A 24,503-nucleotide genomic window follows, 5' to 3' on the forward strand; every position below is an offset into this window, starting at 1 on the left:
CGCCGGCCGGGGTCTGACGTGCGAGGACGGTAAGCAGTTGAGGTGACGTGATACCCCGGCGACAGTGAACGCAGGGTTAACCGGAGTGGTCCGGTTCGGGGCGGGCGCGGGACGCGGCGCTGACCGCCAGGTGAACGAGTGAAGGGTGTCACAGGGTGTCACGGTCGCGCCACCCGTGGTCCTACCGGGTGGCCGGAGCGCCGGTACGGCCCCGCCGCGCGGTCAGCGGCCGGTCAGCGCCCGGCGACCGGCTGGTGCCGCTCCACCGCCACCACGCGCGCCTCCGCGCCCCGGCCGCTCACGTGCGCCACGGCGAACTCGCCCTTGGCGAGCTTGCCCAGCAGCCGCGCCCGGTCGTCCGCGTCCTGCGCCAGGCCCGCGAGCCGCTCCTGCAGCACCGGCAGCACCGGGCGGTGCGAGCACAGCACCGCCCCGCGGCCGGCGGCCAGCAGCCCGTCCAGGACCGCGCCCGTCCCGGCCGGGTCCTCGTCGAAGCCGTCCTCGCTGAGCGCCTCCTCGCCGCGCACCCGCCACGAGGCCGCGTCGGCGGCCGGCAGGAGCGTCTGCACGCAGCGCGCCCACGGCGACGTCACCGCGTCGCGCACGTCGAAGCAGCCCAGCAGCGGCGCCAGCGCGTGCGCCTGCTCGTGCCCGCGGTCCAGCAGCGGCCGGTCGGCGTCACGCCCGCCGTCCCAGCGGTCGCGCGACACGGCCTTGGCGTGCCGCAGCACCACCAGCGGCCACGTGCGCACCCGGGCCGCGGCCAGCGCGGCGTCCAGCACCCGCACGTCGTGCGGGTACGTCAGCAGCTCGCGGGCCTCCTCGCCGCTGCACCAGCGGACCTCGTCCACCTCGTCCGGCGAGGGCGTGTGCGCCGTCTCGCCGGGAGCGGTGAACGCCAGCCAGTACCGCACCCGCTTGCGGCGGCCGTCCGCGGTCCGGTACCGCAGGTGCGGCAGCGGCCGCGCCAGGCGCACCCGGCAGCCGGTCTCCTCCAGCGTCTCGCGCACGGCCGCGACCGGGTGCGGCTCGCCCTCCTCCAGCTTCCCCTTGGGCCAGGACCAGTCCCGGCCGTGGCGGGCCGTGGCGGGGCGGTGCACCAGCAGCACCTGCGGCTGCCCGCCGCGGGAGCGGCGCACCACCACGCACCCCGCCGCCTCCACGACGGCCGGTGCGGTGGTCCCGGCGGCGGGCGGGGTCACCGGCGCCGCGGGGACGGCCGGCGCCCGGGGCGGGTCGCGATGATGTGCTCCTGCAGGTCCCTCAGCGGGCGGCCGTCGGCGTCCAGGTGGTGGCGCGTCCACTCGCCCTCGGCGTCCAGGTGCCACGAGGCCGTGCCGTCGTCCATGCACTCGTCCAGCAGCGCCGAGACCTCGCGCACGTGCCGCGGGTCGGTCAGCCGCACCACCGCCTCCACCCGCCGGTCCAGGTTGCGGTGCATCATGTCCGCGCTGCCGATCATCACCACCGGGTCGCCGCCGGAGGCGAACCAGAAGATGCGGCTGTGCTCCAGGAAGCGGCCCAGGATGCTGCGCACCCGGATGTTCTCGCTCAGGCCCGGCACCCCCGGCTTCAGCGCGCAGATGCCGCGCACCACCACGTCCACCGGCACCCCCGCCTGCGAGGCGCGGTACAGCGAGTCGATGAGGGCCTCGTCGACGATGGAGTTCACCTTGATCCGCACGCCGGACGGCAGGCCCTGGCGGTGGTTGTCGATCTCCCGGTCCACCCGGTCCACCAGCCCGGTGCGCAGCGAGCGCGGTGCCACCAGCAGCCGCTTGTAGGCGGTCTTCGGCGCGTACCCCGACAGCTGGTTGAACAGCCGGGTGAGGTCCTCGCCGACCTGCGGGTCGTCGGTCAGCAGGCCCAGGTCCTCGTACAGGCGCGCCGTCTTGGGGTTGTAGTTGCCCGTGCCCACGTGGCAGTAGCGGCGCAGGCCGCCGGGTTCCTGGCGCACCACCAGGCTCAGCTTCGCGTGCGTCTTCAGGCCCACCAGGCCGTACACGACGTGCACCCCGGCCTGCTCCAGCTTGCGCGCCCAGGAGATGTTCGCCTGCTCGTCGAAGCGCGCCTTGATCTCCACCAGCGCCAGGACCTGCTTGCCGGCCTCCGCGGCGTCGATGAGCGCGTCGACGATGGGGGAGTCGCCCGAGGTGCGGTACAGCGTCTGCTTGATGGCCAGGACCCGCGGGTCGGCCGCCGCCTGCTCCAGGAACGCCTGCACGCTCGTGGAGAACGAGTCGTACGGGTGGTGCAGCAGCACGTCGCGGTTGCGGATCGCGCCGAACACGTCGGAGGGCTTGGCGGTCTCCGCGCCGTCCGTCAGGTCCCGGTGGGTGCGTGCGACGAACTTCGGGTACTTCAGCTCCGGGCGCTCGATGTCGGCGATGTCCCCCAGCCCGCGCAGGTCCAGCGGCTCGGGCAGCTCGTACACCTCCTGCTCCGACACGCCCAGCTCGCGCACCAGCAGGTCGCGCACCGTGGGGTCGATGTCCGAGGCGACCTCCAGGCGCACCGGCGGGCCGAACCGGCGGCGCAGCAGCTCCTTCTCGAGCGCCTGCAGCAGGTTCTCCGCGTCGTCCTCCTCGACCTCGAGGTCCTCGTTGCGGGTGACGCGGAACGTGTGGTGCTGCACCACCTCCATCCCCGGGAACAGCTGGTCCAGGTGCACGGAGATGACGTCCTCCAGCGGGACGAACCGCGCCGAGCGCGCGTCCTCGCCGTCCGCCTGGTCCACCGCCACGAAGCGCGGCAGCAGCGGCGGCACCTTCACCCGCGCGAAGTGCTCCTTGTCGGTGGTGGGGTTGCGCACCACCACCGCCAGGTTCAGCGACAGCCCCGAGATGTACGGGAACGGGTGCGCCGGGTCCACCGCCAGCGGCGTCAGCACCGGGAACACCTGGTCGCGGAAGAAGCCGTGCAGGCGCACCTGCTCGTTGGCGGACAGGGCGTCCCAGTGCACGATCGTGATGCCGGCCTCGGCCAGCGCCGGGCGCACGCCCTGCAGGAAGGCGTTCGCGTGCCGCTCGGTCAGCTCGTGGGCGCGCACGGAGATCGCGTCCAGCACCTCCCGCGGCTCCAGGCCGCTGGCGGCGGTGACGGCCAGGCCGGTGGCGATGCGGCGCTTCAGCCCCGCCACCCGGACCATGAAGAACTCGTCGAGGTTGTTGGCGAAGATCGACAGGAACCGGGCCCGCTCCAGCAGGTGGGTCCGCGGGTCCTCCGCCATCTCCAGCACCCGCTCGTTGAACGCCAGCCAGGAGATCTCGCGGTCGGCGAAGCGGTCCTGGGGGAGCTCCACCGGTTCGTCGGTGCGGGGGATCGCAGGGAGCGGGGCGGCAGAACCGGCCCGGGTCGTCGCCGTCATGGGCCCCATCCTGCCACCGCGACGCACTCCGCCCGCCGCGCGGGACGGCTGCGCGCACGGGTGGTGACGCACGGTCGACGCGCCGGTGGACGGCCGGTGGACGGGCCGCGGAGCGGGCGGTCAGCGCGCCGGCGCGCTCGCGTACTGGACGTCCACGGCGGCGCGGGTGAAGCCCAGGCCCTCGTACAGCCGCACGGCGGGGACGTTGTCGCCGTCCACGTACAGCTCCACCTCCGCGGGCGCCCCCGGGCCCGCCACCGCGCGCAGCCCGCGCACCAGCAGCGCCCGGCCCAGCCCCCGCCCGGCCGCTGCCGGGTGCACGCCCAGCACGTACAGCTCCGAGGCGTGCGCCTGCACCTTCATCCAGCAGAACCCTAGCAGCCCCTCACCGCCCTGCGCCACCAGGAGCACCGACGGGTCGAACCACGGCTCCGCCTCGCGCAGCCGCAGGTCGGCCACCGTCCAGCGGCCCTGCTCGGGGTGGCCGGCGAACGCGGCGGAGTTCACGGCCACCCACGCCTCCTCGTCGGCGCCCGGTGCGAACGGGCGCACCACCACGCCCGCCGGCAGCGCGGGCTCGTCCAGGTCCGCCAGGCCCGCGCTCGAGCGGTGCAGGCGCAGCAGCTCGCGGGTGCGCACCCAGCCGGCACCCGCCGCCAGCGCGGCCGCGGCGGGCACGTCGCCGTGCGACCACAGCAGCACCCGGCGCCCGCCGGCCAGCTCCTCCACCCGGCGCAGCAGCGCCCGCCCGTGGCCCCTCCCGCGCGCACCCGGGTGCACCAGCAGCTCACCCGCCAGCTCCACCCCGGCGTCGGCCAACTGGGCGTAGCCCGCGGCGCCGGCCCCCTCGCGCAGCAGGACGTGGCGCACCCCGTCGGCGCCCGTGCGCAGGCGCAGCAGGGCGTCCTCGCTCAGGGCGTCCGCGCCGTCCGCCGCGGAGACCGCGGCGGCCAGCCGCTCCACCTCCTCGCGCGCCGCGGGCGCCAGCGCACCCCGCTCGACCGAGGTGCCCACCGCGCTCACCGCTCGAGCGGTCCGGCGCGCAGCGGCCGCGGCACCTCGACGCCGGCGGGCCGCCCGTCGGGACCCCCGGCGTCCGCCGCCCCGTCGGCGTCCTGCGGGTCCCCGGCGCCCGGGTCCCCGTCCAGCGCCCCCTCGACCTCGCGGCCGCTCGTCACGAACCGGTACCCCACGTTGCGGACCGTCCCGATGGCGCCCTCGTGCTCCGCGCCCAGCTTGGCCCGCAACCGCCGGACGTGGACGTCCACGGTGCGGGTGCCGCCGAAGTAGTCGTACCCCCACACCTCCTGCAGGAGCTGGGCGCGCGTGAACACCCGGCCGGGGTGCTGCGCCAGGTGCTTCAGCAGCTCGAACTCCTTGTAGGTCAGGTCCAGCTGCCGCCCGCGCACCCGCGCGGAGTAGGCGTTCTCGTCGATGACGACGTCCCCGGCGCGGATCTCGCCGGGGTCCGCCCCGGGCGCGTCCTCCACCGCGCGGCGCCCGCGCCCCGCCGCCAGGCGCAGGCGCGCGTCCAGCTCCGCCGGCCCGCAGGTGTCCAGCAGCACGTCGTCGGCGCCCCAGTCCGCGGCCACCGCGGCCATCCCGCCCTCGGTCAGCACCAGCAGCAGCGGCTGCGACAGCCCGGTGGTGCGCAGCAGCCGGCACAGCGAGCGGGCGGCGGCCAGCTCCCGGCGGCCGTCGACCAGGACCGCGTCCGCGGGGGGGCCGTCCACCAGCACCGAGGCCTCGGCGGGCAGGACGCGCACGCTGTGGGGCAGCAGCCCGAGGGCCGGCAGCACGTCGGTCGACGGGGTCAGCGCGTTGGTCAGCACGAGGATCTGGGCCACCTGCGTGTCTCGCCCTCCGTCCGTGCGATCGGGCCGCTCCGGGCGCCCCGCCGAGCGGTCAGTTTAACGGCCGACCACCCCCGCCCCCGTCCGCGCCGCGCGGCCGCCCCGGTGGCGCGTGCGGGAGGATCGCGACGTGACTCCCTCCGCGACGGCTACGACCACCGCGGCCCTGGCCGCCCTCGTCGCGCTGGCCGCCTTCGCCGGGCCGGTCGTGCTCGCCCTCGCCGCGGCGCTGGTGGCGCTGCTGGTGGCGGCCGGCTGGCCCGCCCTGCTGGCCCTGCCCTCCCCGCGCGGCACCACCGCGATCGTCGCGCTCGCCGGCCTGGGGGCCGTCGCCGCGGGTGCCGCGGTGGTGCTGGCGGGGCGGGACGCGCTGGGCGCGGGCCCGCTCGCCGGGCTGCCCGCCGTGGCGGCGCTGGCGCTGCTGGCCGCCTTCGTGCACCAGCTGGCCCGCCGCGACGGCCGTCCGCGGCTGGTGGAGTCCGTCAGCGGCACCGTCACCGGCCAGGCGCTCACCGTCCTGGCCGCCTGCTGGGTCGCCGTGCCCACCACCTACGCCGGCGCCCCGCTCGCACCCGTCGTGCTGTCCGCGGTGGTCGCAGCCACCGCGGTGTGCGCCACCAGCTGGCCGCTGCGCGTGGCCGGGCCCCTCGCCGTGGGGGCGGGGGTCCTCGCGGGCTGGCTGGCCGGCTCGGCGACGGTCGCGCTGCACGGCGCCGGGATCGTCCCGCCCGCCCGCTGGGCCGTGGCGGGCGTCGTCGCCGGCGCGGGGGCGGGGCTGGTGGTCGCGGCCTGGCGGGCCCTCTCCGCCCGCCTGCCCACCGCCGGCGGGCTCCCGGCGGCGTTCGCGGTGGCCGCCGCGCCGGTCGCCCTCGCCGGGGGCGGCGCCTACCTCGTCGGGCGCCTGCTGCTGCTGTGAGCCGCGCCGCGCAGGCGTGAGGCCGCCCACGTCCGGGGCCGCGGGGCGGCGCTCGCGGGTTAGGCTCACCGCGTGCACGCGCTCGAAGTGTTCTTCCTCGTCCTGCTGATCGTGGTCAGCATCGTGATCGCGTGGTTCGCCGGCTTCGTGGTGTACCGCCTCTACAAGGGACAGCGCTGACCCGTGGCCGGCGCTCCCGTCCCCCTGCGCACCGACACCCCGCTGCCCCTGGTGCCGCTGTCCTGGCTGCTGGGCCGCTGGGAGGGCGCCGGCGTGCTCGGTCACCCCGCCCGCGGTGCCGACACCCGCTTCGGGCAGGTCGTGGAGTTCGGCCACGACGGCCGCGACTTCCTGAGCTACACCTCCACCACGTGGGCGCTGGACGAGGAGGGGAACACCACCGACCCCCTCGACGTCGAGACCGGCTACTGGCGCCCGCAGCCGCTGGACCCGGCGGCCCCCGCACCCGCCGACGGTCCGCGCCCCGTGTCGCTGGAGGTGCTGCTGGCGCACCCGACCGGGGTCGTCGAGGTCCTCGTCGGCACGGCCACCGGTCCGCGCATCGACCTGTCCACCGACGTCGTCGCGCGCACCACCACCGCGCACGAGTACACCGCCGCCACGCGCGTGTACGGGCTGGTGGAGGGTGACCTGCTGTGGGCGCTGGACGTCGCGCTCGAGGGCCACCCGATGCGCAGCTACGCCTCGGCCCGGCTCAAGCGGGTGTCCTGACGACCGCTCCGTCCAGCGCCCTGGGCGAGGTGCTGCACGCGCGTGGACTGCGCCTGACGCCCCAGCGCGAGCGCGTCCTGGCCGCCGTGCGCCGGCTGGGCCACGCCACGCCCGAGGACGTCCTGGCCGAGCTGCGCACCGACCCCGGCGCCGGCGCCGTGGACTCCTCCACCGTGTACCGCGCCCTCGCGCTGCTGGAGGAGGTGGGCCTGGTGGCCCGCACGCCGCTGGAGCGGCGCGCGGACTCCTTCCGGCCCGTCGAGCACGGCGGCCACCTGCACCTCGTCTGCGACGGCTGCGGCGGCGTCGCCGAGGCGCCCGCCGACGCGGCCGCCGAGTTGGCGGCCGACCTGCACCGCCGCACCGGCTTCACCGCGGACGTGACGCACCTGGCGCTGCGCGGGCGCTGCGCCGCCTGCTCCGCCGACCGCACCACCGACCCCACGGAGGCGCAGTGAGCACCGAGACCCCCGAGCACACCGCACCCGCCCCGTCGTGGCGCTCACCCCTGCTCGGCCTGCCCGGGGCCGTGGCGGCCGAGGGCCCCGACGCCGGAGTCGCCTGGCACTACGGCGACCCGGTGGCCGAGCAGCGCGCCCTCCTGCGCGGCGAGGCCGTCGTGGACCTCTCGCACCGCGGTGTCGTGCGCGTGTCCGGCCCCGACCGGCTCAGCTGGCTGCACAGCACCACGAGCCAGGCCCTGAACGGCCTGGCGCCCGGCACCAGCACCGAGAGCCTGGTGCTGAGCCCCACCGGCCGCATCGAGCACGACCTGCACCTGCTCGACGACGGCGAGGCCGCCTGGATCACCGTCGAGCCCGGTGAGCGCGAGCCGCTGGTCGCCTGGCTGCGGAAGATGCGCTTCGCGCTGCGCGTGGAGGTGGAGGACGTCACGGGGGAGTGGGCGGTGCTGGGCGAGCCCAGCCGCGAGCCCGGTGACGGCGCCGGGCCCGTCTGGGTGGACCCGTGGCCCGGTCCGGTGCCCGCGAACGAGGGCGGCAGCGCCGACACCGCCAGCTACGCGGCCGTGCCCACGCCCCTGCACCCCGGCACCGAGCGGCCGTGGCGCGAGGTGCTCGTGCCGCGCGCCGAGCTGGCCGCACGGGTGGCGGGGCGCCGCCCGGCGGGCACCTGGGCGAGCGAGGCGCTGCGCGTGGAGGCGTGGCGGCCGCGGTTGGGCCTGGAGACCGACGAGCGCTCCATCCCGCACGAGCTGGACTGGCTGCGCACCGCGGTGCACCTGCACAAGGGCTGCTACCGGGGGCAGGAGACCGTCGCCAAGGTGCACAACCTCGGCCGTCCGCCGCGTCGGCTGGCCCTGCTGCACCTGGACGGCTCCTCGCACGACCTGCCCGCCCACGGCGACGACGTCGTGCTCGCCGAGGCGCCCGGCCGGGCGGTGGGGCGCGTGACCACCGCCGCGCGCCACCACGAGCTGGGGCCGGTGGCGCTGGCCGTGCTCAAGCGCTCGGTCCCCGTGGACGCGCCGCTGTTCGCCGTGGCGGGCTCGGCCTCCGGAGCGGGCGCGGCCGAGCAGCCGCGCCGGCTGGCCGCCGCGCAGGAGGTCGTCGTCGCCCCTTGACGGTGGTGCGGGGCCTATCCTCAGGGGTGCGCACGCAGAGTCGCGCGCCGATCGCCCAGCGCGATGAGATGGATCGGGGAGCGGAGGCCGGCATGAGCGAGGAGCACGTCAGCGGGTACCAGCGGGGCGGACGGCGGGCGCTCGACCGGGTGCTCGCACCCGGGTTCACCGCCGACCTGGGCACCATCGAGCTGGCCGAGCTGCGCGAGCGGCGCGCCCTCGCCGAGCAGGAGGAGGCCGACCTCTCCTACGCCCGCCGCCTGCTGCAGGGCCGGCTGGACCTGCTGGGCGCCGAGCTGCAGCAGCGCTCCGGCGCCGACGGCGGCACGGACGTCTCCTCGGCCCGCACCGACGCCGAGCTGGTGGCCCGGCTCACCGACGTGCTGGCCGACCCGCGCCGCACCGACCACGGCATGGGCCGGCACAGCACCGTGCAGCCCAGCCGCGTCGGCGAGCACCGTCGCCGGGCCGAGGCCGCCGTGGCCGACCCGCGCCTGTCGGACCTGGCCGCCATGGACGACGAGCAGCTCGCCGCCGCCCGCGAGCGACTGCTGGAGCTGGAGCGGGAGCTGTCGGCCGACCGCCACCGCGTCCAGGAGGCCATGGACGCCTGCACCGACGAGATCACCCGCCGCTACCGCGACGGGGTCGCCACCGTGGAGGACGCGCTGCCCCGCGCGCGCTGAGGCTGCGCCCCCGAACTCCCCGACCCCCTCGCGCGGCGGTGTCAGCCGAGCGCGCCGAGCAGCGTGCGCAGGTGGTCCGCCAGGGCCGCTCGCGCGTCCGCGCCGAGGGCCGCGGTGGCGCGCCCCTCGGCCGCCAGCACCCGCGGCAGGACGCGGTCGACGAGGGCGGTGCCCTCGGGGGTGAGGGCCAGGCGGCTGACGCGGCCGTCGCGGGGGTCCGGCGTGCGCGCCAGCAGTCCGCGGGCCGTGAGGTGCTCCAGCCGCTTGGTGGTGGCCGCGCCCGAGGCCAGGGTGGCGGCGCTGACCCCCGTCGGTGTCAGCGCCCTGCGGCTGCGTCGCAGGGCGCACAGCACGTCGAACTCCGCCCGGGTCAGCTCCTCCTCGCGCACCACCTCTTCGGCGAGGCGGTCCACGGCGGCGGCCACCAGGCGCAGTCGGCCGCTGACGGCGATGGGGCTCGTGTCCAGCCCGGGGTGGACCGCGGCCCACTCCGCGCGGGCGCGGTCGACGGGGTCGGCGGGGACGTCGGTGGCGGGGTCGTGCACTCGTGGAGGGTAGCCGCTGCCGGAAAGTGCTTCACGGGTGAAACACCCGCTAAGGTCATGCCGTGCTCGCCGCCCACCTCGCCCGCTCCGCACGCGGCTGGCGGCGCGTGGCGCCCGGTCCCGTCCCGTGGGGGGACGCCTGCGCCGCCGCGGTGTGGACCGCGGTGCCGCTGGGCGTCGTGCTGGCCGCCGGCGGCGCGCTGCTGGCCGCGCCGGCGACCTTCGGTGCCGTGGCGGGGCTGTACGGGCGCACCGAGGCGTACGCCCCGCGACGGCGCACCCAGGCCGCCGCCGGCGTCGTCATGGCCGCGGCCGTGCTCGCCGGCGCCCTCGCCGGGATCGCCGCGCGCGCCCTGCCGGTCGACGGCTGGGCCGGGGAGGTCGTGCCCGCGCTCGTCGTCGCCGTGGTGGCGCTGCTGGCCAAGCTGCTCAGCGACGCCGTGCGCACCGGGCCCCCCGGCGGGCTGATGCCCGTCTTCGCCGCCGGCACCCTGGCCCACACCCCCGTGACGGCCGCCGACCTGCCAGCCGTCGTCCTGGTCGCCCTCGCCTCGGCCGCCTTCGCGGTGGCCGTCTCGGCCGCGCCCGGGCTGCGTCGGCCCGACGGCCCCGAGCGCGACGCCGTGGCCCGCGCCCTGGGTGCCGTGATCACCGCCGTGCGCGAGCCCGCCGCGCACGGCCCGGCCGCCCTCGCCGTGCACCGCGCCTGGGACGTCCTCGCCCCCGGTGCCGACCGCGCGGCCGGCGACCCGGCCAGCCCCGCGCGCTGGCTTGCGCACGCCGAGCGCCTCCTGCACGCCGCCGCGGGTCCCGGGACGGCGGCCGGTCCCGTCCCGGCGCCCCGCGCCCGGGTCCTGGCCGCCGACGTCGACGCCGCCCGGGTCGCGGTGGCCGCCCTGCGCGGGCGCGCGCCCCTGCCGCCGGTCCCCGCCCGTCCGGGGGCGCGGGCCGAGGTGCTCGGCCACGGCCTGCCCGCCGGAGGGCGGTCGCGCGCCGTCGCGGCCGCGCTGCGGCCCGCCTCCGTCCTGCACGCACCCGCCCTGCGGGTGGGCCTGGCCTGCGCCCTCAGCGCCGTGCTGGCCGCCGCGGCCGGGCTGGGGCACACCTACTGGGCCGCGGTCGCCGCGGCGGCCGCGCTGCAGGCGCCCTCGCTGGGGGTCACCACCCGGCGCGCGGTCCAGCGCGCCCTGGGCACCCTCGCCGGGCTGGTGCTCGCCGCGCTGCTCGTTCCGGTCGCCGGCGGTGGCGTGCCGCTGTGGGCGGCGACCGTCGCCTGCATGTTCCTCGTCGAGCTGCTCATGCCGCGCAACCTCGCCCTCGGCACCGTGCCCATCACGGCCCTCTCGCTGCTGCTGACGCGGCTGGGCGCGGGCGCCGTCCCGCTGGACCGCCTCCTCGGCGACCGCGCCCTGGACACCCTCCTGGGGGTCGCCGTCGGCGTGCTCGCCGCCGTGGCCGTGCGCAACCGCCACGCCCGCCCGCACCTCGAGCGCGCCCTGCGCGACGTCGCGCGCTCGGCCGCCGCCGGGGACGCCGCGGCGCTGCGCCGCGACCTGATCGTCCTGCGCGACGCCCACGACGCGCTCGAGGACGACTCCTGGGACCGGCGCGCCGCCGCCGCCGCGGCCGACCGCGTCCGGCGGGCCGAGCGGGACGGCTACCGCCGCCTGGGTGAACTGCTCGGCGCGAACGCCTGAGCCGGTCGCGGAGGGGGAACCGCGCAGGGCCCTCGACCGTAGGATCGGGGTGTGACCTCCCTCGTCGGCACCGTCCAGTACGGCGTGCTCCTCGTGATCGCCTTCGCGGCGTTCGCCTTCACGGCGTGGGCCCTGGTCGACGCCCTGCGCCGGCCGGCGGGCGCCTTCACGGCGGCGGGCAAGCGCACCAAGACCTTCTGGGGCGCGGTCCTCGCGGTCGCCGCGGCCATCGCGTTCGTGTCCCTGCCACCCATCTCCGCGGCGGGGCTGCCCGGTCTGCTGGGCATCGTCGCGGTGGTCGCCGCCGCCGTGTACATGGCCGACGTGCGCCCGGCCGTGCGGCAGTTCGGCGGCCGGCGCGGCCCGCGCCGCGACGACGGCCGGCAGGGGCCCTACGGCCCCTGGTGAGCCCCCGGCGTCCAGGGGGCCGGGCGGGTCCCGGCGGGTGCCCCCGGGCGCCCGCGCCCACCGGTGGAGCGCCGCACGGCCCGCACCGCGCAGCGCAGCAGCGCCGACGCCACGACCAGCAGTGCGAGCACGGACAGGACGTCGGCCTCGGTGAAGCCGCGGCCCTCGGTCCAGGTGTGCAGGACGCGCCCCTCCACCGGGTTGTTGACGCGCGTCCACACCGCGCTCAGCAGCCCCGTCAGCACCGCCACGTCCCAGCGCGGGCGCACCAGGCAGCCCAGCACGCCGACGCCCAGCGCCAGCAGGGTCAGCGGGATCACCACGGGGACGTCGAGCACCGCCCGATCGTAGACTCGCAACCGTGACGAGGCGCCGGGTTCACCCCGCGCACCCCGTCCGTTCACCCGGGTGGCGGTGCGCGAGGCTGGACCGGTGAGAGCGGTCGTGCAGCGCGTCAGCCGGGCCCGGGTCAGCGTCGCCGGCGAGGAGGTCGGTGCCCTGGACGCGCCGGGCCTGCTCGTCCTGCTGGGCGTCACCCACGGCGACGGCCCCGAGCAGGCCGAGCGCGCCGCCCGCAAGCTCGCCCACCTGCGCGTGCTGCGCGGGGAACGCTCCGTGCTCGACGCCGGTGCCGGCGTCCTGCTCGTCAGCCAGTTCACCCTCTACGGCGACACGCGCGGGGGCCGGCGCCCCAGCTGGGCCGCAGCGGCCCCGGGACCCGTCGCCGAACCCCTCGTCGAGGCCGTGGCCACCGGGCTGCGCGCCCTGGGCGTCAGCGTGGCCACGGGCCGCTTCGGCGCCGACATGGCCGTCGAGCTCGTCAACGACGGGCCGGTGACGCTCCTGCTGGAGGTGTGAGGCCGGTCCCCGAGCTTCCCCGCAGCACCAGCTCGCGCGGGGCGAGCAGCAGCGGCCGCGGCGACCGGCCCGCCAGCAGGTCCAGCAGCAGCCGGGCGCTGGCGGCCCCGTCGGCCACCACGTCCCGCCGCAGCGCGGTGATCGACGGGTCCGCCAGCCGGCACAGGATCGAGTCCTCCCCGGCCACCACCGCCAGGTCCTGCGGCACCCGAACGCCCAGCAGGCGCCGCTCGGCGACCACCGTGGCGGCCATGACGTCGTTGTCGTACAGCACCGCCGTGGGCGGCTGCGCGCGCGCCAGCAGCGCCCGGGTGGCCTCCAGGCCCCCCCGCGCGCTGTAGTCGGCGACCACGACCTCCTGCTCGGCACCCAGCGCCGCGGTCGTCACCTCCCGCCACGCGCGGTCGCGGCGGCGGGTGTGCTGGAACTGCGAGGGGCCGCTGACGCGCGCCAGCTGCCGGTGGCCGCGCTCGAGCAGGTGCTCGACCACCTCGGCGAACGGCTCGCGCTCCTCCTCCACCGACACCGCCACGGTCGGCACCCCTGCGCCACCGGGCAGCGCCTCGTCGGCGCCGCCGCGCACCACGGCGGGCACCCCCAGCTCGGCGACCAGCGCCAGGCGGGGGTCGTCCACCAGCAGGTCCGTGAGCACCACGCCGTCCACACGACGCTCCGCCCACCAGCGGCGCAGCACGTCCACCGCGGTCGCCGCGTCCGGCACCACCGTCATCAGCAGCGAGACCGACTCCGTGGCCAGCACGCCCTCCATGCCGGCCACCAGGCGCATGTAGTAGGGCTCCTCGCCCAGCAGTTCCACGTCGCGCGCCACCGCCAGCCCCACGGCGTGCGCGCGGGCGTGCGAGAGGGAGCGGGCCGCCGCGCTGGGCCGCCAGCCCAGCTCCCGCGCGGCCAGCAGCACCCGCTCGCGGGTGGCCGCGGACACCCCCGGCAGGTCGTTGAGGGCGTAGGACACCGACGCCTTGGACACTCCCGCCACCCGCGCGATGTCGCGGATCGTCGGGCGGGCGCCGCCCGGCGCGGGTCGGCTCACGGTCACCTCCGGGGGCCTGGGCTGTGCGCAGGATCATGCCCCACCGCGCCCCGCGTGCGCGGCGCCACCGCCTCCCACGCCACCGTGAGCTCGCCGAGGCGCCAGCGCGCCGGGCCGTCCAGCACCGGCCAGTCCCGGCACAGCGCCCGGCAGGTCGCCAGCCAGCGCTGCCGCGCGCCGAAGGTGCCCTCCGGCGCCGCGCGCGCCCACGCGTCGTCCGCGGCGCGCAGCAGGTCGTGCACGCCCTCCCCGGGCACGTTGCGGTGGATCAGGGCCTTGGGCAGCCGCTCCGCGACGGCCGAGGGCTGCACCAGCCCCCCCAGGCGCAGCGAGACCGTCAGCGACACCGGCCCCACCGCCTCCAGAGCCACCCACGCGCTGCGCCGCCCCAGCTCGTCGCAGGTGCCCTCCACGGCCAGCCCGCCGGGCGCCAGGCGCGAGCGCAGCAGCTCCCACGCGGCCGCCACGTCGCCCTCGTCGTACTGGCGCAGCACGTTGAAGGCCCGCACCAGCACCGGGTCCCCGCCCCCGGGCACGGCCAGCTCGAAACCGCCCACGGCGAACTCCGGCGCACCGGGCACCCCGGCCAGCGCCGCGCGAGCCGCGGCCACCCGCTCCGGCGACACCTCCAGCCCCACCACCCGCACGTCCGGGCGCACCCGCCGCAGCCAGCGCTGCAGGTCCGTCACCGTCACCGGGCGCGCGCCGTAGCCCAGGTCGACGACCAGGGGATCGGCGGCCGCCCCCAGCCGGCGGGCCTGAGTGCCGGCCAGCCAGCGCTCCACGCGGCGCAGCCGGTCCGGCCCGGTGGTGCCGCGGGTGACGGTCCCCACGGGACGCCGGGCAGACTGCTCGCCGGACCGCGCGCCGGCGCGGCCGCCGCTCGAGGTGGGCACCGTCCGACGGTAGCCACCTCGGCGGCGGCCACCGGCACGCGGTGCGGACGGAGCGGGACCGGCGACGACCGGTGGGACCAGCGAGAGCGGGCGAGGGCGAACGGTGGGTGCGGCGGTGGGTGCCTCGGGGGACGCGGCAGGGGTGTCCCGGGTGGCGATGGTCTCGGTCCACACCTCACCGCTGGAGCAGCCCGGCACCGGCGACGCGGGCGGCATGAACGTCTACGTCCTGGAACTGGCCCGCCAGCTGGCGCTGCGCGGCGTCGAGGTGGAGGTGTTCACCCGCCGCACCTCCTCCGAGCAGCCGCCCACCGTGCGCGCCGCCGACGGCGTCACCGTGCGGCACGTGGCCGCGGGGCCCTACGAGGGGCTGCGAAAGGAGGACCTGCCCGGCCAGCTGTGCGCGTTCACCGCCGGCATGCTGCACACCGGCGCACGGCACACCGAGGGCCACTACGACGTCGTGCACTCGCACTACTGGCTGTCCGGGCAGGTGGGCTGGCTGGCCGCGGACCGGTGGGACGTGCCGCTGGTGCACTCCATGCACACGATGGCGAAGGTCAAGAACGCCCACCTCGCCGAGGGGGACGCGCCGGAGCCGTCGGGCCGCGTCATCGGCGAGGAGCAGGTCGTTGCGGCCGCCGCCCGGCTGGTCGCCAACACCACGGCCGAGCGGGACGAGCTGGTGCAGCTGTACGGCGCCGACCCCGCGCGGGTGGCGGTCGTGCCCCCCGGTGTGGACCTGGCGACCTTCACCCCCGGCGACGGGCGCGCGGCGGCACGGGCCCGCATGGGCCTGCCGCCGGACGCCGAGGTGCTGCTGTTCGTGGGGCGGCTGCAAGCGCTGAAGGCCCCCGACGTGCTCGTGGAGGCGGCGGCCCTGCTGCTGCGCGAGCGGCCCGAACGGCGCTCGCGGCTGCGCGTGCTCGTGCTCGGCGGCCCCAGCGGCTCGGGCACCGCGCACCCGCACGCGCTCACGGACCTGGTGCGTGCGCGCGGGCTGGAGGACGTGGTCCAGGTGCACCCGCCGGTGCCTCGCGACCTGCTCGCCGAGCACTACCGGGCCGCCGACGTCGTCGCGGTGCCCTCGCACAACGAGTCGTTCGGGCTGGTGGCGCTGGAGGCGCAGGCCTGCGCGACGCCCGTGGCGGCGGCGGCGGTGGGGGGCCTGCGCACCGCCGTGGCCGACGGGGAGTCCGGCGTCCTGGTGGGTTCGCACGACGCGGCCGCGTGGGCGCGGGCGCTGGGCGCACTGCTGGACGACCCCGCCCGGCGCGCCGCGCTGGGGACCCGCGCGGCGCAGCGGGCACGGGGCTTCGGGTGGGACCGCACCGCCGAGGCGACGCTGGAGGTGTACCGGCGGGCGCGCGCAGCGCGGCCCTGAGGGCCCGCGCCGGGCGGGCGCGCGTGCTGGGTGGGGCCGGCGCGCACGTGCTCGGTAGGGTTGCGGCCATGAGCGAAGCGGCGCACACCCTCGTCCTGTTGCGGCACGGCGAGAGCGAGTGGAACGCCAGGAACCTGTTCACCGGCTGGGTGGACGTGCCGCTGTCCGAGAAGGGGCGCGCCGAGGCCGCCCGCGGCGGCCGGCTGCTCGTGGAGTCCGGCGTGCTGCCCGACGTGGTGCACACCTCGCTGCTGCGTCGCGCCATCACCACCGCCCACCTGGCGCTGGACGCGGCCGACCGCCACTGGATCGACGTGCGCCGGTCCTGGCGGCTCAACGAGCGCCACTACGGCGCCCTCCAGGGCAAGGACAAGAAGCAGACCCTCGCCGAGTTCGGCGAGGAGCAGTTCATGACGTGGCGGCGCTCCTTCGACGTCCCGCCGCCGGAGATCGAGCTGGGCTCGGAGTTCTCCCAGGACGGCGACCCCCGCTACGCGGCGCTGGGCGGGGACATGCCCCGCACCGAGTGCCTGGCGGACGTCGTGCAGCGCATGCTGCCGTACTGGCAGGAAGCGGTCGTCCCCGACCTGCGGGCCGGGAAGGTCGTCCTGCTCGCCGCGCACGGCAACTCACTGCGCGCCCTGGTCAAGCAGCTGGACGGCATCTCCGACACCGACATCGCCGGGCTGAACATCCCCACCGGCATCCCGCTGCTGTACCGCCTGGACGCCGACCTGCAGCCGCTCGTGCGGGGCGGGGAGTACCTCGACCCCGAGGCCGCGGCCACCGCGGCGGCCGCGGTCGCCAACCAGGGCCGCTGAACCCCGGCGCGCTCAGGCGCCGGCCGTGACGCCCGTCGTCGCGGCCGGTGCCCGCGTCCTGGTGGGGGCGGCGGACGGCGAGCCCGAGGGGGCGCTCGCCGTCGCCGAGGTGGTGGGGTCCCCGCTGCAGGACCGCTCCAGCGCGGCCTGCAGCCGCTCCTGGGCCTGCACGACGGCGGTGCCGGCCGCGGGGTCGTCGACGGCCGCCGCGGCGTCGTCCAGCGCGGTCATCGCCGCGGTGAGGTCGGCGGCGGACCCGGTGCCCGGGTCGAGGTCGCCCGCGGCCCGCGCCAGTCGCTGGTAGTAGTCGAGCACCAGCTGCGCATCGTCGTCGAGCTCGGGCGGGGCTGCCGCCAGCACCGCGGCGTAGTACGCCGGGCCCTCCTCGGTGGTCACCAGGGCGTACACCGACTGCGCGCGGGGATCGCCGCGCGAGATGTCCAGCCGCTCCAGCTCCGTGCTGAACGCGCGGTCCAGCTCCTGCTGCGCGGTGTCCACCGTCGCGCAGTCGAAGCCCGGCTCGGGGGACGCGGGCGCGGTGGAGGTCACCACCGGCGAGGACGTCGGCTCCACGGTGGTGGTGGTGGGCGCCGGAACGGGCACCTCGTCCTCGGAGCAGCCCGCGACCAGGACGGCCGCCGCACACGCGGCGAGGGCCGCTCCCGCCGCGCGGGGCCGGCGCCGTCCCCGCCACGAGTCCACGTCCTCGACGCTACACCGGCGCCCGCCGTCCGGCCCCGCAGCGGCCGGACCCGCCCGGGTCCGGCCGCCGCGTCGGGCGCCGGTCAGCCGACGAGCGGCAGCCCGTGCGGCTCGGGGGCGTCGTGGGAACCGGTGACCAGGAACGTGACGTTCTTGGCCACGGACACGGCGTGGTCGGCGAAGCGCTCGTAGTAGCGGCTGCACAGGGTCAGGTCGACCGCGACCTCGGTCGGCTGGTCGCTGCTGCGCGACATCAGCAGCTCGAACACGCTGCGGTGCAGGCGGTCCATCTCGTCGTCGTCCGTCTCCAGCTCGGCGGCGAGCGCCACGTCGCGCGAGGCGATGACGCTGCCGGCCTTGGTGACGATGCGCTCGGCGACCTGCGCCATCTGCAGCACCGTGGAGCGGTACTCCGCGGGCACCACCGGTTCGGGGTGCCGGAGCCTGGCCAGCTTGGCGACGTGGCGGGCCAGGTCGCCCATCCGCTCGAGGCTGGTGCTCATCCGCAGCGCGGTGACGACGACGCGCAGGTCGGTCGCCACGGGCTGCTGGCGCGCCAGCAGCTGCAGCGAACGCTCCTCGAGGTCGTGCTGGAGCGAATCGATCCGCTGGTCGGCGGTGATGACGCTCTCGGCCAGCTCGCGGTCCGCGTCGAGCAGGGCCGTGGTGGCGCGGGACATGGCCGAGCGCGCCAGGTTGGTCATCTCCACCAGGGTGTCGACGAGGTGGACCAGTTCGTCGTGGTAGACGTTGCGCACGGCTGCTTCTCCTCGAGCTGTGGGCGGGGCGCGGGACGCGGGTGGTCCGCCGTCCGCTCGAACCCCCAGGCTTCCAGGCCCGGGTGAACGCGCGCCACCTCCGGTGTGAACATCTAGCGCCGCGAGAGCGAGCTGACCGCGCGGCGACGGCGGGGGTCGAGGAGAACCCTAGGCTGGGGTCGTGGTCGGCGACATCTCGAGCAGCATCGCCGCCGCCGCCGGTGTGCTGGCCGGCGCGGCCGGCGTGCTCGCCTTCCGCGTCTCCGACCGTCTGCAGCGGCCGGAACCGCCGCCGCGCGAGCCGGCCGGCGTGCCCCCGGGCGTCAGCGACGTCCTCATGGCGCTGCGCTCCTCCGCGGTGGTGCTGGACGCCACCGACGAGGTCGTCAAGGCCAGCGCCGCCTCCTACGCCGCCGGCGTCGTGGCCGGCCGGGAGCTGACCGACGCGCAGCTGCGCGAGATGGTCCGCGCCTGCCGCCGCGACGGGCGGGTGCGTGAGATGGAGGTGGAGCTGGCGCCGGGGCTCGGCCGTCCGCCGGCCGTCGTGCTGGCGCGGGTGTCACCGCTGGGGCCCCGGCACGTGCTGCTGCTGCTGGAGGACCGCACCGAGTCGCGGCGGGTGGAGGCGGTGCGCCGCGACTTCGTGGCCAACGTCAGCCACGAGCTGAAGACGCCGGTGGGGGCGCTGTCCCTGCTGTCGGAGGCGGTGGAGGACGCGGCCGACGACCCCGAGGCGGTGCGGCACTTCGCCCGCCGGATGCGCCGGGAGTCCAAGCGGCTGACCCAGCTGGTGCAGGAGATCATCGACCTCTCGCGCCTGCAGGCCGCCGAGAACGTCGTCGAGGCGGCGCTGCTGGAGGTGGACGCGCTGGTCGCCGAGGCCGCCGACCGCAGCATCTCCGTGGCGCAGCAGCGTGAGTCGGAGGTCGTGGTGGCCGGTGAGCGCGGGGTGCTGGTCAAGGGTGACCGCGAGCTGCTGGTGACGGCCCTGCGCAACCTCGTCCACAACGCGCTGGCCTACTCCCCGGAGCGCAGCCGGGTCGTCGTCGAGGTGCGCCGGGTGCGTCCCGGTGCGGGCGAGGACGCCGCCGTCCCCGCCGCCGTGGACATCGCCGTCTCCGACCGGGGGGTGGGCATCAGCCCGGCGGACCTGGAGCGCATCTTCGAGCGGTTCTACCGCGTGGACCCGGCCCGCTCGCGCCTGACCGGCGGCACGGGGCTGGGCCTGTCGATCGTCAAGCACGTCGCCGGCAAGCACGGCGGTGAGGTCCGGGTGTGGAGCGTCGAGGGGGAGGGCTCGACCTTCACGCTGCGGCTGCCGCAGGCGCCCTCCCCGGCGCCCGCCGCCGACGTGCCGCCCGGGTCGGCCGCAGCCACCCCCCACGACCCCCCGCGGCGCGCGCAGCGCGGCTCCGCGGGTCCTTCCCGACGATCTCCGGGGCAGTCCCCGGAGGAATCACCCCTGGAGGTTCGACCGTGACGCGCATCCTGGTGGTCGAGGACGAGGAGTCGTTCTCCGACCCGCTGTCCTACCTGCTGCGGCGGGAGGGCTACGACGTGGCGGTCAGCGACACGGGGCCGGCCGCGTTGGAGGAGTTCGACCGGGCCGGCGCGGACCTCGTGCTGCTGGACCTCATGCTGCCGGGCATCCCGGGGACCGAGGTGTGCCGGCAGCTGCGCAGCCGCTCGAGCGTGCCGGTCATCATGCTGACCGCCAAGGACTCCGAGATCGACAAGGTCGTGGGCCTGGAGATCGGCGCCGACGACTACGTGACGAAGCCGTACTCCTCCCGCGAGCTGCTGGCCCGGGTGCGCGCGGTGCTGCGCCGCGGGGCGGAGCCGGAGGAGCTGGTGCAGACCACGGTCGAGGCCGGTGGCGTGCGCATGGACGTGGACCGGCACGTGGTGACGGTGCGGGGTGAGCAGGTGCCGCTGCCGCTCAAGGAGTTCGAGCTGCTGGAGATGCTGCTGCGCAACGCCGGCCGCGTGCTCACGCGCGTCCAGCTCATCGACCGCGTGTGGGGCTCGGACTACGTCGGCGACACCAAGACGCTGGACGTCCACGTCAAGCGCCTGCGCGCCAAGATCGAGCCGGACCCCTCGAACCCCCGCCACCTGGTGACGGTGCGGGGTCTGGGCTACAAGTTCGAGGGCTGAGCGCGGGCGCCGCGGGCCGGGTCACCGGCCCGCGGCGCGTGTCGCGTCACTCCCCGTGGTGGCTGCCGATGAGGCCGCCCTCGCCGAGGGCGGGGCCGCACTCGACCTCTGCGGCGGGGACGGTCTCCTCGCCGGGGCTGGTGGCCGCCGCGGTGGGCGTCAGGAAGTCGTACTCGAAGCAGGGCAGCAGGACGGGCGCTGCGACCTCGATGCTCTCCCCGGCGGAGGTGAAGACCAGCGGCAGCGTCTCGCCGGTGTGGACGGGCACCTGGGGGATCTGCATCCAGGCGGGGGCCTGCTCGGGGCGCTCGGGGAGGGCCTCGCCGGGGACGAGGGCCTCCGGGGACCCGATCTGCACGAGCTGACCGGCGGGCACGGTGAAGGTCTGCTCCGGCGCCTCGTCGGCGCTCAACCCGGCGGCGTCGACGTCGGCGCCGACCGTCACGGAGACGTCCTCGCGGGAGCCGTTGACGAGGGTCACGGACACCACGCCGGGCTCGTCCAGGCCGCTGGACACCACCAGCGCGTTGCGCACCTCGACGGCGCCGGCGATGGAGGCGTTCTTGCCGTCGCTGGGGTCGTACGGGCGCAGGACCACCGCGGGGGAGAACGTGGAGCACCCCGCGACACCGAGGGTGCTCGCGACGGTGACGAGGGCGACGGCGGAGCGCTGGCGGAGCTTCACGCGCCCAGACTACCGGCAGTCGTAGTCGGGCACCCGGGTGCCGGGTGTCCGGGGCCCGCGGGGCGTGTCGGGCGCGTGTCGGGTGCGTGTCGGGCGCCCGCGCCGGGCCGCGTCGGGGCGTCGCGGGGGGTGGCCCGTGCCGCTGCGCGGGTGGCCGGTGTCCACGCGCGAAGCACGCCGATCGAGTCGTGTCAAGGGGCATCGGGTGTGCGTCCGTGCCTCTGACCTGCGCAAACGCCGTCACGGGGGGTGTTCGGCGGCTGCTCGGCGTGGTAAAGTGAAGGCAGGGAAAGGGGTCACTTTCTATGGCTTTCACGGTCGGCGAAACGGTCGTCTACCCCCATCACGGGGCCGCACTGATCGAGGAGATCAAGACCCGCACCATCAAGGGCGAGGAGAAGCTCTACCTCGTCCTCAAGGTCGCCCAGGGCGACTTGACCATCGAAGTGCCCGCCGAGAACGTCGACCTCGTCGGCGTCCGCGACGTCGTCGGCCGCGAGGGCCTGGACCGGGTGTTCTCGGTCTTGCGCACCCCGTACGCGGAAGAGCCGACGAACTGGTCGCGCCGCTACAAGGCGAACCTCGAGAAGCTCGCCTCCGGCGACGTCATCAAGGTGGCCGAGGTCGTGCGCGACCTGTGGCGCCGCGACCAGGACCGCGGTCTGTCCGCGGGGGAGAAGCGGATGCTGGCGAAGGCGCGCCAGATCCTCGTCTCCGAGCTGGCTCTCGCGGAGAACACGAACGAGGACAAGGCCGAGTCCCTGCTGGACGAGGTCCTGGCCTCCTGACCTGCGCTCTCGTCGTCCCGGCCGCCGGCCGGGGCGAACGTCTGGGGGCGGGGGTGCCCAAGGCCCTCGTCCCGGTCGCCGGGGAACCGCTGCTGGTGCACGCCCTCCGGCGCGCCCTGGCGTCCGGTGTCGTCGACGTCGTCGTGGTGGTCGCCCCGGCGGGTGAGCAGCAGCACGTCCGCACGCTGCTCTCGCCGCTGGGCGCGGCCGACCTGCGCGTCGTGGCGGGAGGCGCGGAGCGGCAGGACTCGGTGCGTTGCGGCCTCGCCGCGCTACCCGAGGGCGTGGACGTGGTTCTCGTCCACGACGCCGCGCGTTGCCTCACCCCGCCGTCCGTCTTCCGGTCCGTCGTGGCCGCCGTCCGTGGTGGTGCCGTGGCGGTCGTCCCGGTGCTTCCCGTCTCCGACACCGTGAAGCGGGTCCGCGCCGGTCGAGTGGTGGCCACCGTCGACCGTCGCGAGCTCGTCGCCGTCCAGACCCCCCAGGGGTTCTCGTGCGCTCCGCTGCGCGCCGCCCACCGGGCCGCCGACGGCGCCGCGCCCGCGACGGACGACGCCGGCATGCTCGAGGCGCTGGGTCACGAGGTGCTCACCGTGGCGGGCGACGACACCGCCTTCAAGGTCACGCGCCCGGTCGACCTCGTTCTGGCCGAGGCCCTGCTGAGCGGAGGACGCGCGTGAACACCGACCGGTCCGGCTTGCCCCGCGTGGGCACCGGCGTGGACGTGCACCCCCTGGCCGCCGGCCGCGAGTGCCGGGTGGCGGGACTGCTGTGGCCCGACGAGCCCGCAGGTCCGGAAGGGCACTCCGACGGGGACGTGGCGGCGCACGCCTGCGCCGACGCCCTGTTCGCCGCCGCGGGACTGGGCGACCTCGGTGCGCACTTCGGCACCTCGCGCCCGGAGTGGGCCGGCGCCTCCGGCGCGCGACTGCTGGGGGAGGCCGCCCGTCTGGTGCGAGCCGCCGGCTTCGAGGTCGGCAACGTGTCCGTGCAGGTCGTCGGCAACCGTCCCCGCATCGACGCGCGCCGCGCGGAGGCCGAGGCGGTGCTGTCCGCCGCGTGCGGCGCACCCGTCAGCGTCTCCGGCACCACCACCGACGGCCTGGGGCTCACCGGGCGCGGGGAGGGCATCGCCGCGGTGGCCACCGCACTCGTCGTGCCCACCTGAGCCCGGTCCCCGCTCCGCGCCGAAGCCCCCGCCGTGAACGCTGCGGCGGGGGCTTCGGCGCGTCCCTCAGGAGTGCTCGGGCAGGTGGGCACCCTCCGCGGCCGCGGGCTGCTCATCGGCGGCGGGGTTCCGGCGCAGGGGGTTCTTCTTGGCCTTGTGCTCCTCCGCGGGGTTCTCCGGCTCGTCCGGCAGCAGCACGTGGTGCACGTAGCGCAGCACCACCGTGAGGATCGCGGCCACTGGTACGGCGAGGAACGCGCCGATGATGCCGAACAGGGTCCCCCCGATGGTGACCGCGCCGATGACGACCGCGGGGTGCAGCGCCAGGGTCTTGCCGACCAGCAGGGGCTGCAGCACGTTGCCCTCCAGCTGCTGCACGAGCAGCACGATGCCCAGGACGATCAGCGCCTGGACCCAGCCGAGGGTGACGAGCGCGACGAGGGTGGCCAGCACGCCGGTCACCACGGCGCCCACGATGGGGATGAACGCCGCGAAGAAGATCGTCACGGCCAGGGGCAGGGCGAACGGCACGCCGACGATCCACAGGCCGATGCCGATGAAGAGCGCGTCGACGAACGCCACGGCAGCCTGGGAGAGGATGTAGCCGCGGATCGTCGCCCAGATCCGCATACCGAGCTCGGTGGCGTGGTGGTGGGTCCTGGCGTCCATCCACCGGCGCGACCACGGCAGCAGCCGGTCCCCGTCGGACAGGCAGAAGAAGCTCAGCACCAGCACCAGCAGGAACGTGATGACGCCTGAACCGATGCTGGCGCCGACGGTGCCCAGGCCTCCGACGACGCCCAGGGCGATGTCCTGGGCGTTGCTCTGCAGCTCCGACAGGCCCTGGTTGACGAGGTTGCCGATCTCGTCGTCGCCGAGGTTCAGCGGTGGGCCGTTGACCCACGCCTGCACCTGCTGGATGCCGGCGACGGCGGAGTCGGCGACCTCCCCGGCCTGACCGGCGACGGTCGGGATCAGGGCGGCGAAGATGCCGATGACGAGCGCCAGGAGGATCAGGATGGACAGCAGCGCCGCGATGGCGCGTGGCAGCACGGCTCGCAGCACCTGCGCCAGCGGCCACAGGATCGCGCTGAGCAGCACCGCGAGCAGCAGCGGCAGCAGCAGCGACCAGCCCTTGCCGAGCAGCCACAGCAGGCCGGCGACGCCGATGCCCAGCACCAGCAGGCGCAGCGCCCACCTGGCCGCCTCGGCGATGCCGCGTTCGACGACGTTCACGGTCCGGTCGGGACCTGTGGGATCACTCACGGCGACGATGCTGCCAGGGCTGGCCGGTACCGCCACCCAGCGCCGCCGCAGCCGCGGCGGTAGCCGTCAGTGCCCGCGGGTGATCCACTCGTCCAGGTGCGGGGCTTCGTCGCCGATGGTGGTGTCCTGGCCGTGGCCGGTGAGCACGCGGGTCTCCGGGGGCAGTTCCAGCAGCACGTCGCG

At 76.6% G+C, this 24,503-nt stretch carries 27 protein-coding genes and 1 pseudogene; 15 read left to right on the plus strand and 13 right to left on the minus strand.

The window, feature by feature from the left end:
- Positions 1 to 233 precede the first annotated feature (233 nt).
- From ACRYR8_RS07725 to ACRYR8_RS07740, 4 genes are all read right to left on the minus strand, one after another.
- Positions 234 to 1,202, minus strand: a complete 969-nt coding sequence (locus tag ACRYR8_RS07725) for an NUDIX hydrolase (protein ID WP_432483767.1) — start codon at positions 1,200 to 1,202, stop codon at positions 234 to 236.
- A complete protein-coding gene (locus tag ACRYR8_RS07730) occupies positions 1,199 to 3,367 on the minus strand; it encodes an RNA degradosome polyphosphate kinase (protein WP_432483768.1) in 2,169 nt (722 codons plus the stop codon). Before ACRYR8_RS07730 ends, ACRYR8_RS07725 begins: the two co-directional genes overlap by 4 nt.
- A 120-nt stretch (positions 3,368 to 3,487) precedes the next feature.
- On the minus strand, positions 3,488 to 4,381 hold the full coding sequence (gene mshD, locus ACRYR8_RS07735) for a mycothiol synthase (RefSeq protein WP_432483769.1): 894 nt from the start codon (positions 4,379 to 4,381) through the stop codon (positions 3,488 to 3,490).
- Between the two features lie 5 nt (positions 4,382 to 4,386).
- Positions 4,387 to 5,214, minus strand: a complete 828-nt coding sequence (locus tag ACRYR8_RS07740; RefSeq protein ID WP_432483770.1) for a winged helix-turn-helix transcriptional regulator — start codon at positions 5,212 to 5,214, stop codon at positions 4,387 to 4,389.
- Between the two features lie 136 nt (positions 5,215 to 5,350).
- On the opposite strand from ACRYR8_RS07740, the gene ACRYR8_RS07745 reads away from it, so the two are divergent.
- The 5 genes from ACRYR8_RS07745 to ACRYR8_RS07765 all read left to right on the plus strand — a co-directional run bounded on the left by ACRYR8_RS07745 (position 5,351) and on the right by ACRYR8_RS07765 (position 9,136).
- Positions 5,351 to 6,136 (plus strand): hypothetical protein, encoded by a 786-nt coding sequence (locus ACRYR8_RS07745; RefSeq protein WP_432483771.1) that lies wholly within the window; start codon positions 5,351 to 5,353, stop codon positions 6,134 to 6,136.
- 183 nt (positions 6,137 to 6,319) lie between these two features.
- On the plus strand, positions 6,320 to 6,868 hold the full coding sequence (locus ACRYR8_RS07750) for a heme-binding beta-barrel domain-containing protein (protein WP_432483772.1): 549 nt from the start codon (positions 6,320 to 6,322) through the stop codon (positions 6,866 to 6,868).
- A 29-nt stretch (positions 6,869 to 6,897) separates the two neighbouring features.
- On the plus strand, positions 6,898 to 7,326 hold the full coding sequence (locus tag ACRYR8_RS07755) for a Fur family transcriptional regulator (RefSeq protein WP_432483773.1): 429 nt from the start codon (positions 6,898 to 6,900) through the stop codon (positions 7,324 to 7,326).
- On the plus strand, positions 7,323 to 8,450 hold the full coding sequence (gene ygfZ, locus ACRYR8_RS07760; RefSeq protein WP_432483774.1) for a CAF17-like 4Fe-4S cluster assembly/insertion protein YgfZ: 1,128 nt from the start codon (positions 7,323 to 7,325) through the stop codon (positions 8,448 to 8,450). Before ACRYR8_RS07755 ends, ygfZ begins: the two co-directional genes overlap by 4 nt.
- Before the next feature lie 92 nt (positions 8,451 to 8,542).
- The gene (locus ACRYR8_RS07765; RefSeq protein WP_432483775.1) at positions 8,543 to 9,136 is read left to right on the plus strand and encodes an RsiG family protein; all 594 of its coding nucleotides are present in this window, start codon (positions 8,543 to 8,545) and stop codon (positions 9,134 to 9,136) included.
- A gap of 41 nt (positions 9,137 to 9,177) precedes the next feature.
- Here ACRYR8_RS07765 and ACRYR8_RS07770 read toward each other — a convergent pair whose 3' ends face one another.
- Positions 9,178 to 9,681 carry a MarR family winged helix-turn-helix transcriptional regulator gene (locus tag ACRYR8_RS07770; RefSeq protein WP_432483776.1) on the minus strand — a complete coding sequence of 168 codons (504 nt, stop codon included), beginning with the start codon at positions 9,679 to 9,681 and terminating at the stop codon, positions 9,178 to 9,180.
- 62 nt (positions 9,682 to 9,743) lie between these two features.
- Here ACRYR8_RS07770 and ACRYR8_RS07775 point away from each other — a divergent pair, with 62 nt between their 5' ends.
- Complete coding sequence (locus ACRYR8_RS07775; RefSeq protein WP_432483777.1) at positions 9,744 to 11,378, plus strand: FUSC family protein; 1,635 nt, start codon at positions 9,744 to 9,746, stop codon at positions 11,376 to 11,378.
- A gap of 51 nt (positions 11,379 to 11,429) precedes the next feature.
- Positions 11,430 to 11,786 carry a DUF2516 family protein gene (locus ACRYR8_RS07780; RefSeq protein WP_432483778.1) on the plus strand — a complete coding sequence of 119 codons (357 nt, stop codon included), beginning with the start codon at positions 11,430 to 11,432 and terminating at the stop codon, positions 11,784 to 11,786.
- Here the strand turns inward: ACRYR8_RS07780 and ACRYR8_RS07785 are convergent.
- On the minus strand, positions 11,771 to 12,124 hold the full coding sequence (locus ACRYR8_RS07785; protein WP_432483779.1) for a hypothetical protein: 354 nt from the start codon (positions 12,122 to 12,124) through the stop codon (positions 11,771 to 11,773). The two genes, ACRYR8_RS07780 and ACRYR8_RS07785, sit on opposite strands and share 16 nt — an antisense overlap.
- Positions 12,125 to 12,218: 94 nt before the next feature.
- On the opposite strand from ACRYR8_RS07785, the gene dtd reads away from it, so the two are divergent.
- Complete coding sequence (gene dtd / locus ACRYR8_RS07790; RefSeq protein WP_432483780.1) at positions 12,219 to 12,644, plus strand: D-aminoacyl-tRNA deacylase; 426 nt, start codon at positions 12,219 to 12,221, stop codon at positions 12,642 to 12,644.
- Here dtd and ACRYR8_RS07795 read toward each other — a convergent pair.
- Both ACRYR8_RS07795 and ACRYR8_RS07800 read right to left on the minus strand, forming a co-directional pair.
- A complete protein-coding gene (locus ACRYR8_RS07795) occupies positions 12,607 to 13,695 on the minus strand; it encodes a LacI family DNA-binding transcriptional regulator (protein WP_432483782.1) in 1,089 nt (362 codons plus the stop codon). The two genes, dtd and ACRYR8_RS07795, sit on opposite strands and share 38 nt — an antisense overlap.
- A 2-nt stretch (positions 13,696 to 13,697) precedes the next feature.
- A complete protein-coding gene (locus tag ACRYR8_RS07800; protein ID WP_432483783.1) occupies positions 13,698 to 14,591 on the minus strand; it encodes a class I SAM-dependent methyltransferase in 894 nt (297 codons plus the stop codon).
- Positions 14,592 to 14,748: 157 nt separating this feature from the next.
- Here ACRYR8_RS07800 and mshA point away from each other — a divergent pair, with 157 nt between their 5' ends.
- Positions 14,749 to 15,975, plus strand: a complete 1,227-nt coding sequence (mshA, locus tag ACRYR8_RS07805) for a D-inositol-3-phosphate glycosyltransferase (RefSeq protein WP_432483795.1) — start codon at positions 14,749 to 14,751, stop codon at positions 15,973 to 15,975.
- A 68-nt stretch (positions 15,976 to 16,043) separates the two neighbouring features.
- Complete coding sequence (locus ACRYR8_RS07810) at positions 16,044 to 16,796, plus strand: phosphoglyceromutase (protein ID WP_432483784.1); 753 nt, start codon at positions 16,044 to 16,046, stop codon at positions 16,794 to 16,796.
- A 12-nt stretch (positions 16,797 to 16,808) separates the two neighbouring features.
- Here ACRYR8_RS07810 and ACRYR8_RS07815 read toward each other — a convergent pair whose 3' ends face one another.
- Both ACRYR8_RS07815 and phoU read right to left on the minus strand, forming a co-directional pair.
- Entirely contained in the window at positions 16,809 to 17,498 is a 690-nt protein-coding gene (locus ACRYR8_RS07815; protein WP_432483785.1) for a hypothetical protein, read from the minus strand.
- 83 nt (positions 17,499 to 17,581) lie between these two features.
- Complete coding sequence (phoU, locus tag ACRYR8_RS07820) at positions 17,582 to 18,256, minus strand: phosphate signaling complex protein PhoU (RefSeq protein ID WP_432483786.1); 675 nt, start codon at positions 18,254 to 18,256, stop codon at positions 17,582 to 17,584.
- A 181-nt stretch (positions 18,257 to 18,437) separates the two neighbouring features.
- Here phoU and ACRYR8_RS07825 point away from each other — a divergent pair, with 181 nt between their 5' ends.
- Positions 18,438 to 19,736, plus strand: a complete 1,299-nt coding sequence (locus tag ACRYR8_RS07825; RefSeq protein ID WP_432483787.1) for a sensor histidine kinase — start codon at positions 18,438 to 18,440, stop codon at positions 19,734 to 19,736.
- Entirely contained in the window at positions 19,733 to 20,413 is a 681-nt protein-coding gene (locus tag ACRYR8_RS07830) for a winged helix-turn-helix domain-containing protein (protein ID WP_432483788.1), read from the plus strand. Before ACRYR8_RS07825 ends, ACRYR8_RS07830 begins: the two co-directional genes overlap by 4 nt.
- A 46-nt stretch (positions 20,414 to 20,459) precedes the next feature.
- Here the strand turns inward: ACRYR8_RS07830 and ACRYR8_RS07835 are convergent, their stop codons facing one another.
- The gene (locus ACRYR8_RS07835) at positions 20,460 to 21,098 is read right to left on the minus strand and encodes a hypothetical protein (RefSeq protein WP_432483789.1); all 639 of its coding nucleotides are present in this window, start codon (positions 21,096 to 21,098) and stop codon (positions 20,460 to 20,462) included.
- 305 nt (positions 21,099 to 21,403) lie between these two features.
- On the opposite strand from ACRYR8_RS07835, the gene ACRYR8_RS07840 reads away from it, so the two are divergent.
- Genes ACRYR8_RS07840 through ispF form a run of 3 tightly spaced genes read left to right on the plus strand, consistent with a single transcriptional unit; the run spans position 21,404 to position 23,054 of the window.
- Entirely contained in the window at positions 21,404 to 21,886 is a 483-nt protein-coding gene (locus tag ACRYR8_RS07840; RefSeq protein WP_166610666.1) for a CarD family transcriptional regulator, read from the plus strand.
- The gene (gene ispD, locus ACRYR8_RS07845) at positions 21,883 to 22,566 is read left to right on the plus strand and encodes a 2-C-methyl-D-erythritol 4-phosphate cytidylyltransferase (protein ID WP_432483796.1); all 684 of its coding nucleotides are present in this window, start codon (positions 21,883 to 21,885) and stop codon (positions 22,564 to 22,566) included. Before ACRYR8_RS07840 ends, ispD begins: the two co-directional genes overlap by 4 nt.
- Positions 22,563 to 23,054: a 2-C-methyl-D-erythritol 2,4-cyclodiphosphate synthase gene (gene ispF, locus ACRYR8_RS07850; protein WP_432483790.1), complete on the plus strand. Its 492-nt coding sequence runs from the start codon at positions 22,563 to 22,565 to the stop codon at positions 23,052 to 23,054. The genes ispD and ispF overlap by 4 nt, the downstream gene beginning before the upstream one ends.
- Positions 23,055 to 23,120: 66 nt before the next feature.
- On the opposite strand, the gene ACRYR8_RS07855 is transcribed toward ispF, so the two are convergent.
- Complete coding sequence (locus ACRYR8_RS07855) at positions 23,121 to 24,320, minus strand: AI-2E family transporter (RefSeq protein ID WP_432483792.1); 1,200 nt, start codon at positions 24,318 to 24,320, stop codon at positions 23,121 to 23,123.
- Positions 24,321 to 24,386: 66 nt separating this feature from the next.
- A pseudogene (locus ACRYR8_RS07860) lies at positions 24,387 to 24,503 on the minus strand (MBL fold metallo-hydrolase); the annotation flags it as partial.

The sequence above is a fragment of the Kineococcus esterisolvens genome, from assembly GCF_050871405.1.
Classification (GTDB): Bacteria; Actinomycetota; Actinomycetes; order Actinomycetales; family Kineococcaceae; genus Kineococcus.

Coding starts and splice junctions, on each gene's coding strand:
- ACRYR8_RS07730 (WP_432483768.1), bottom strand. CDS start 3,367: ATGACGGCGACGACCCGGGCCGGTTCTGCCGCCCCGCTCCCTGCGATC.
- ACRYR8_RS07765 (WP_432483775.1), top strand. CDS start 8,543: ATGAGCGAGGAGCACGTCAGCGGGTACCAGCGGGGCGGACGGCGGGCG.
- mshA (WP_432483795.1), top strand. CDS start 14,749: ATGGTCTCGGTCCACACCTCACCGCTGGAGCAGCCCGGCACCGGCGAC.
- ACRYR8_RS07810 (WP_432483784.1), top strand. CDS start 16,044: ATGAGCGAAGCGGCGCACACCCTCGTCCTGTTGCGGCACGGCGAGAGC.
- ACRYR8_RS07840 (WP_166610666.1), top strand. CDS start 21,404: ATGGCTTTCACGGTCGGCGAAACGGTCGTCTACCCCCATCACGGGGCC.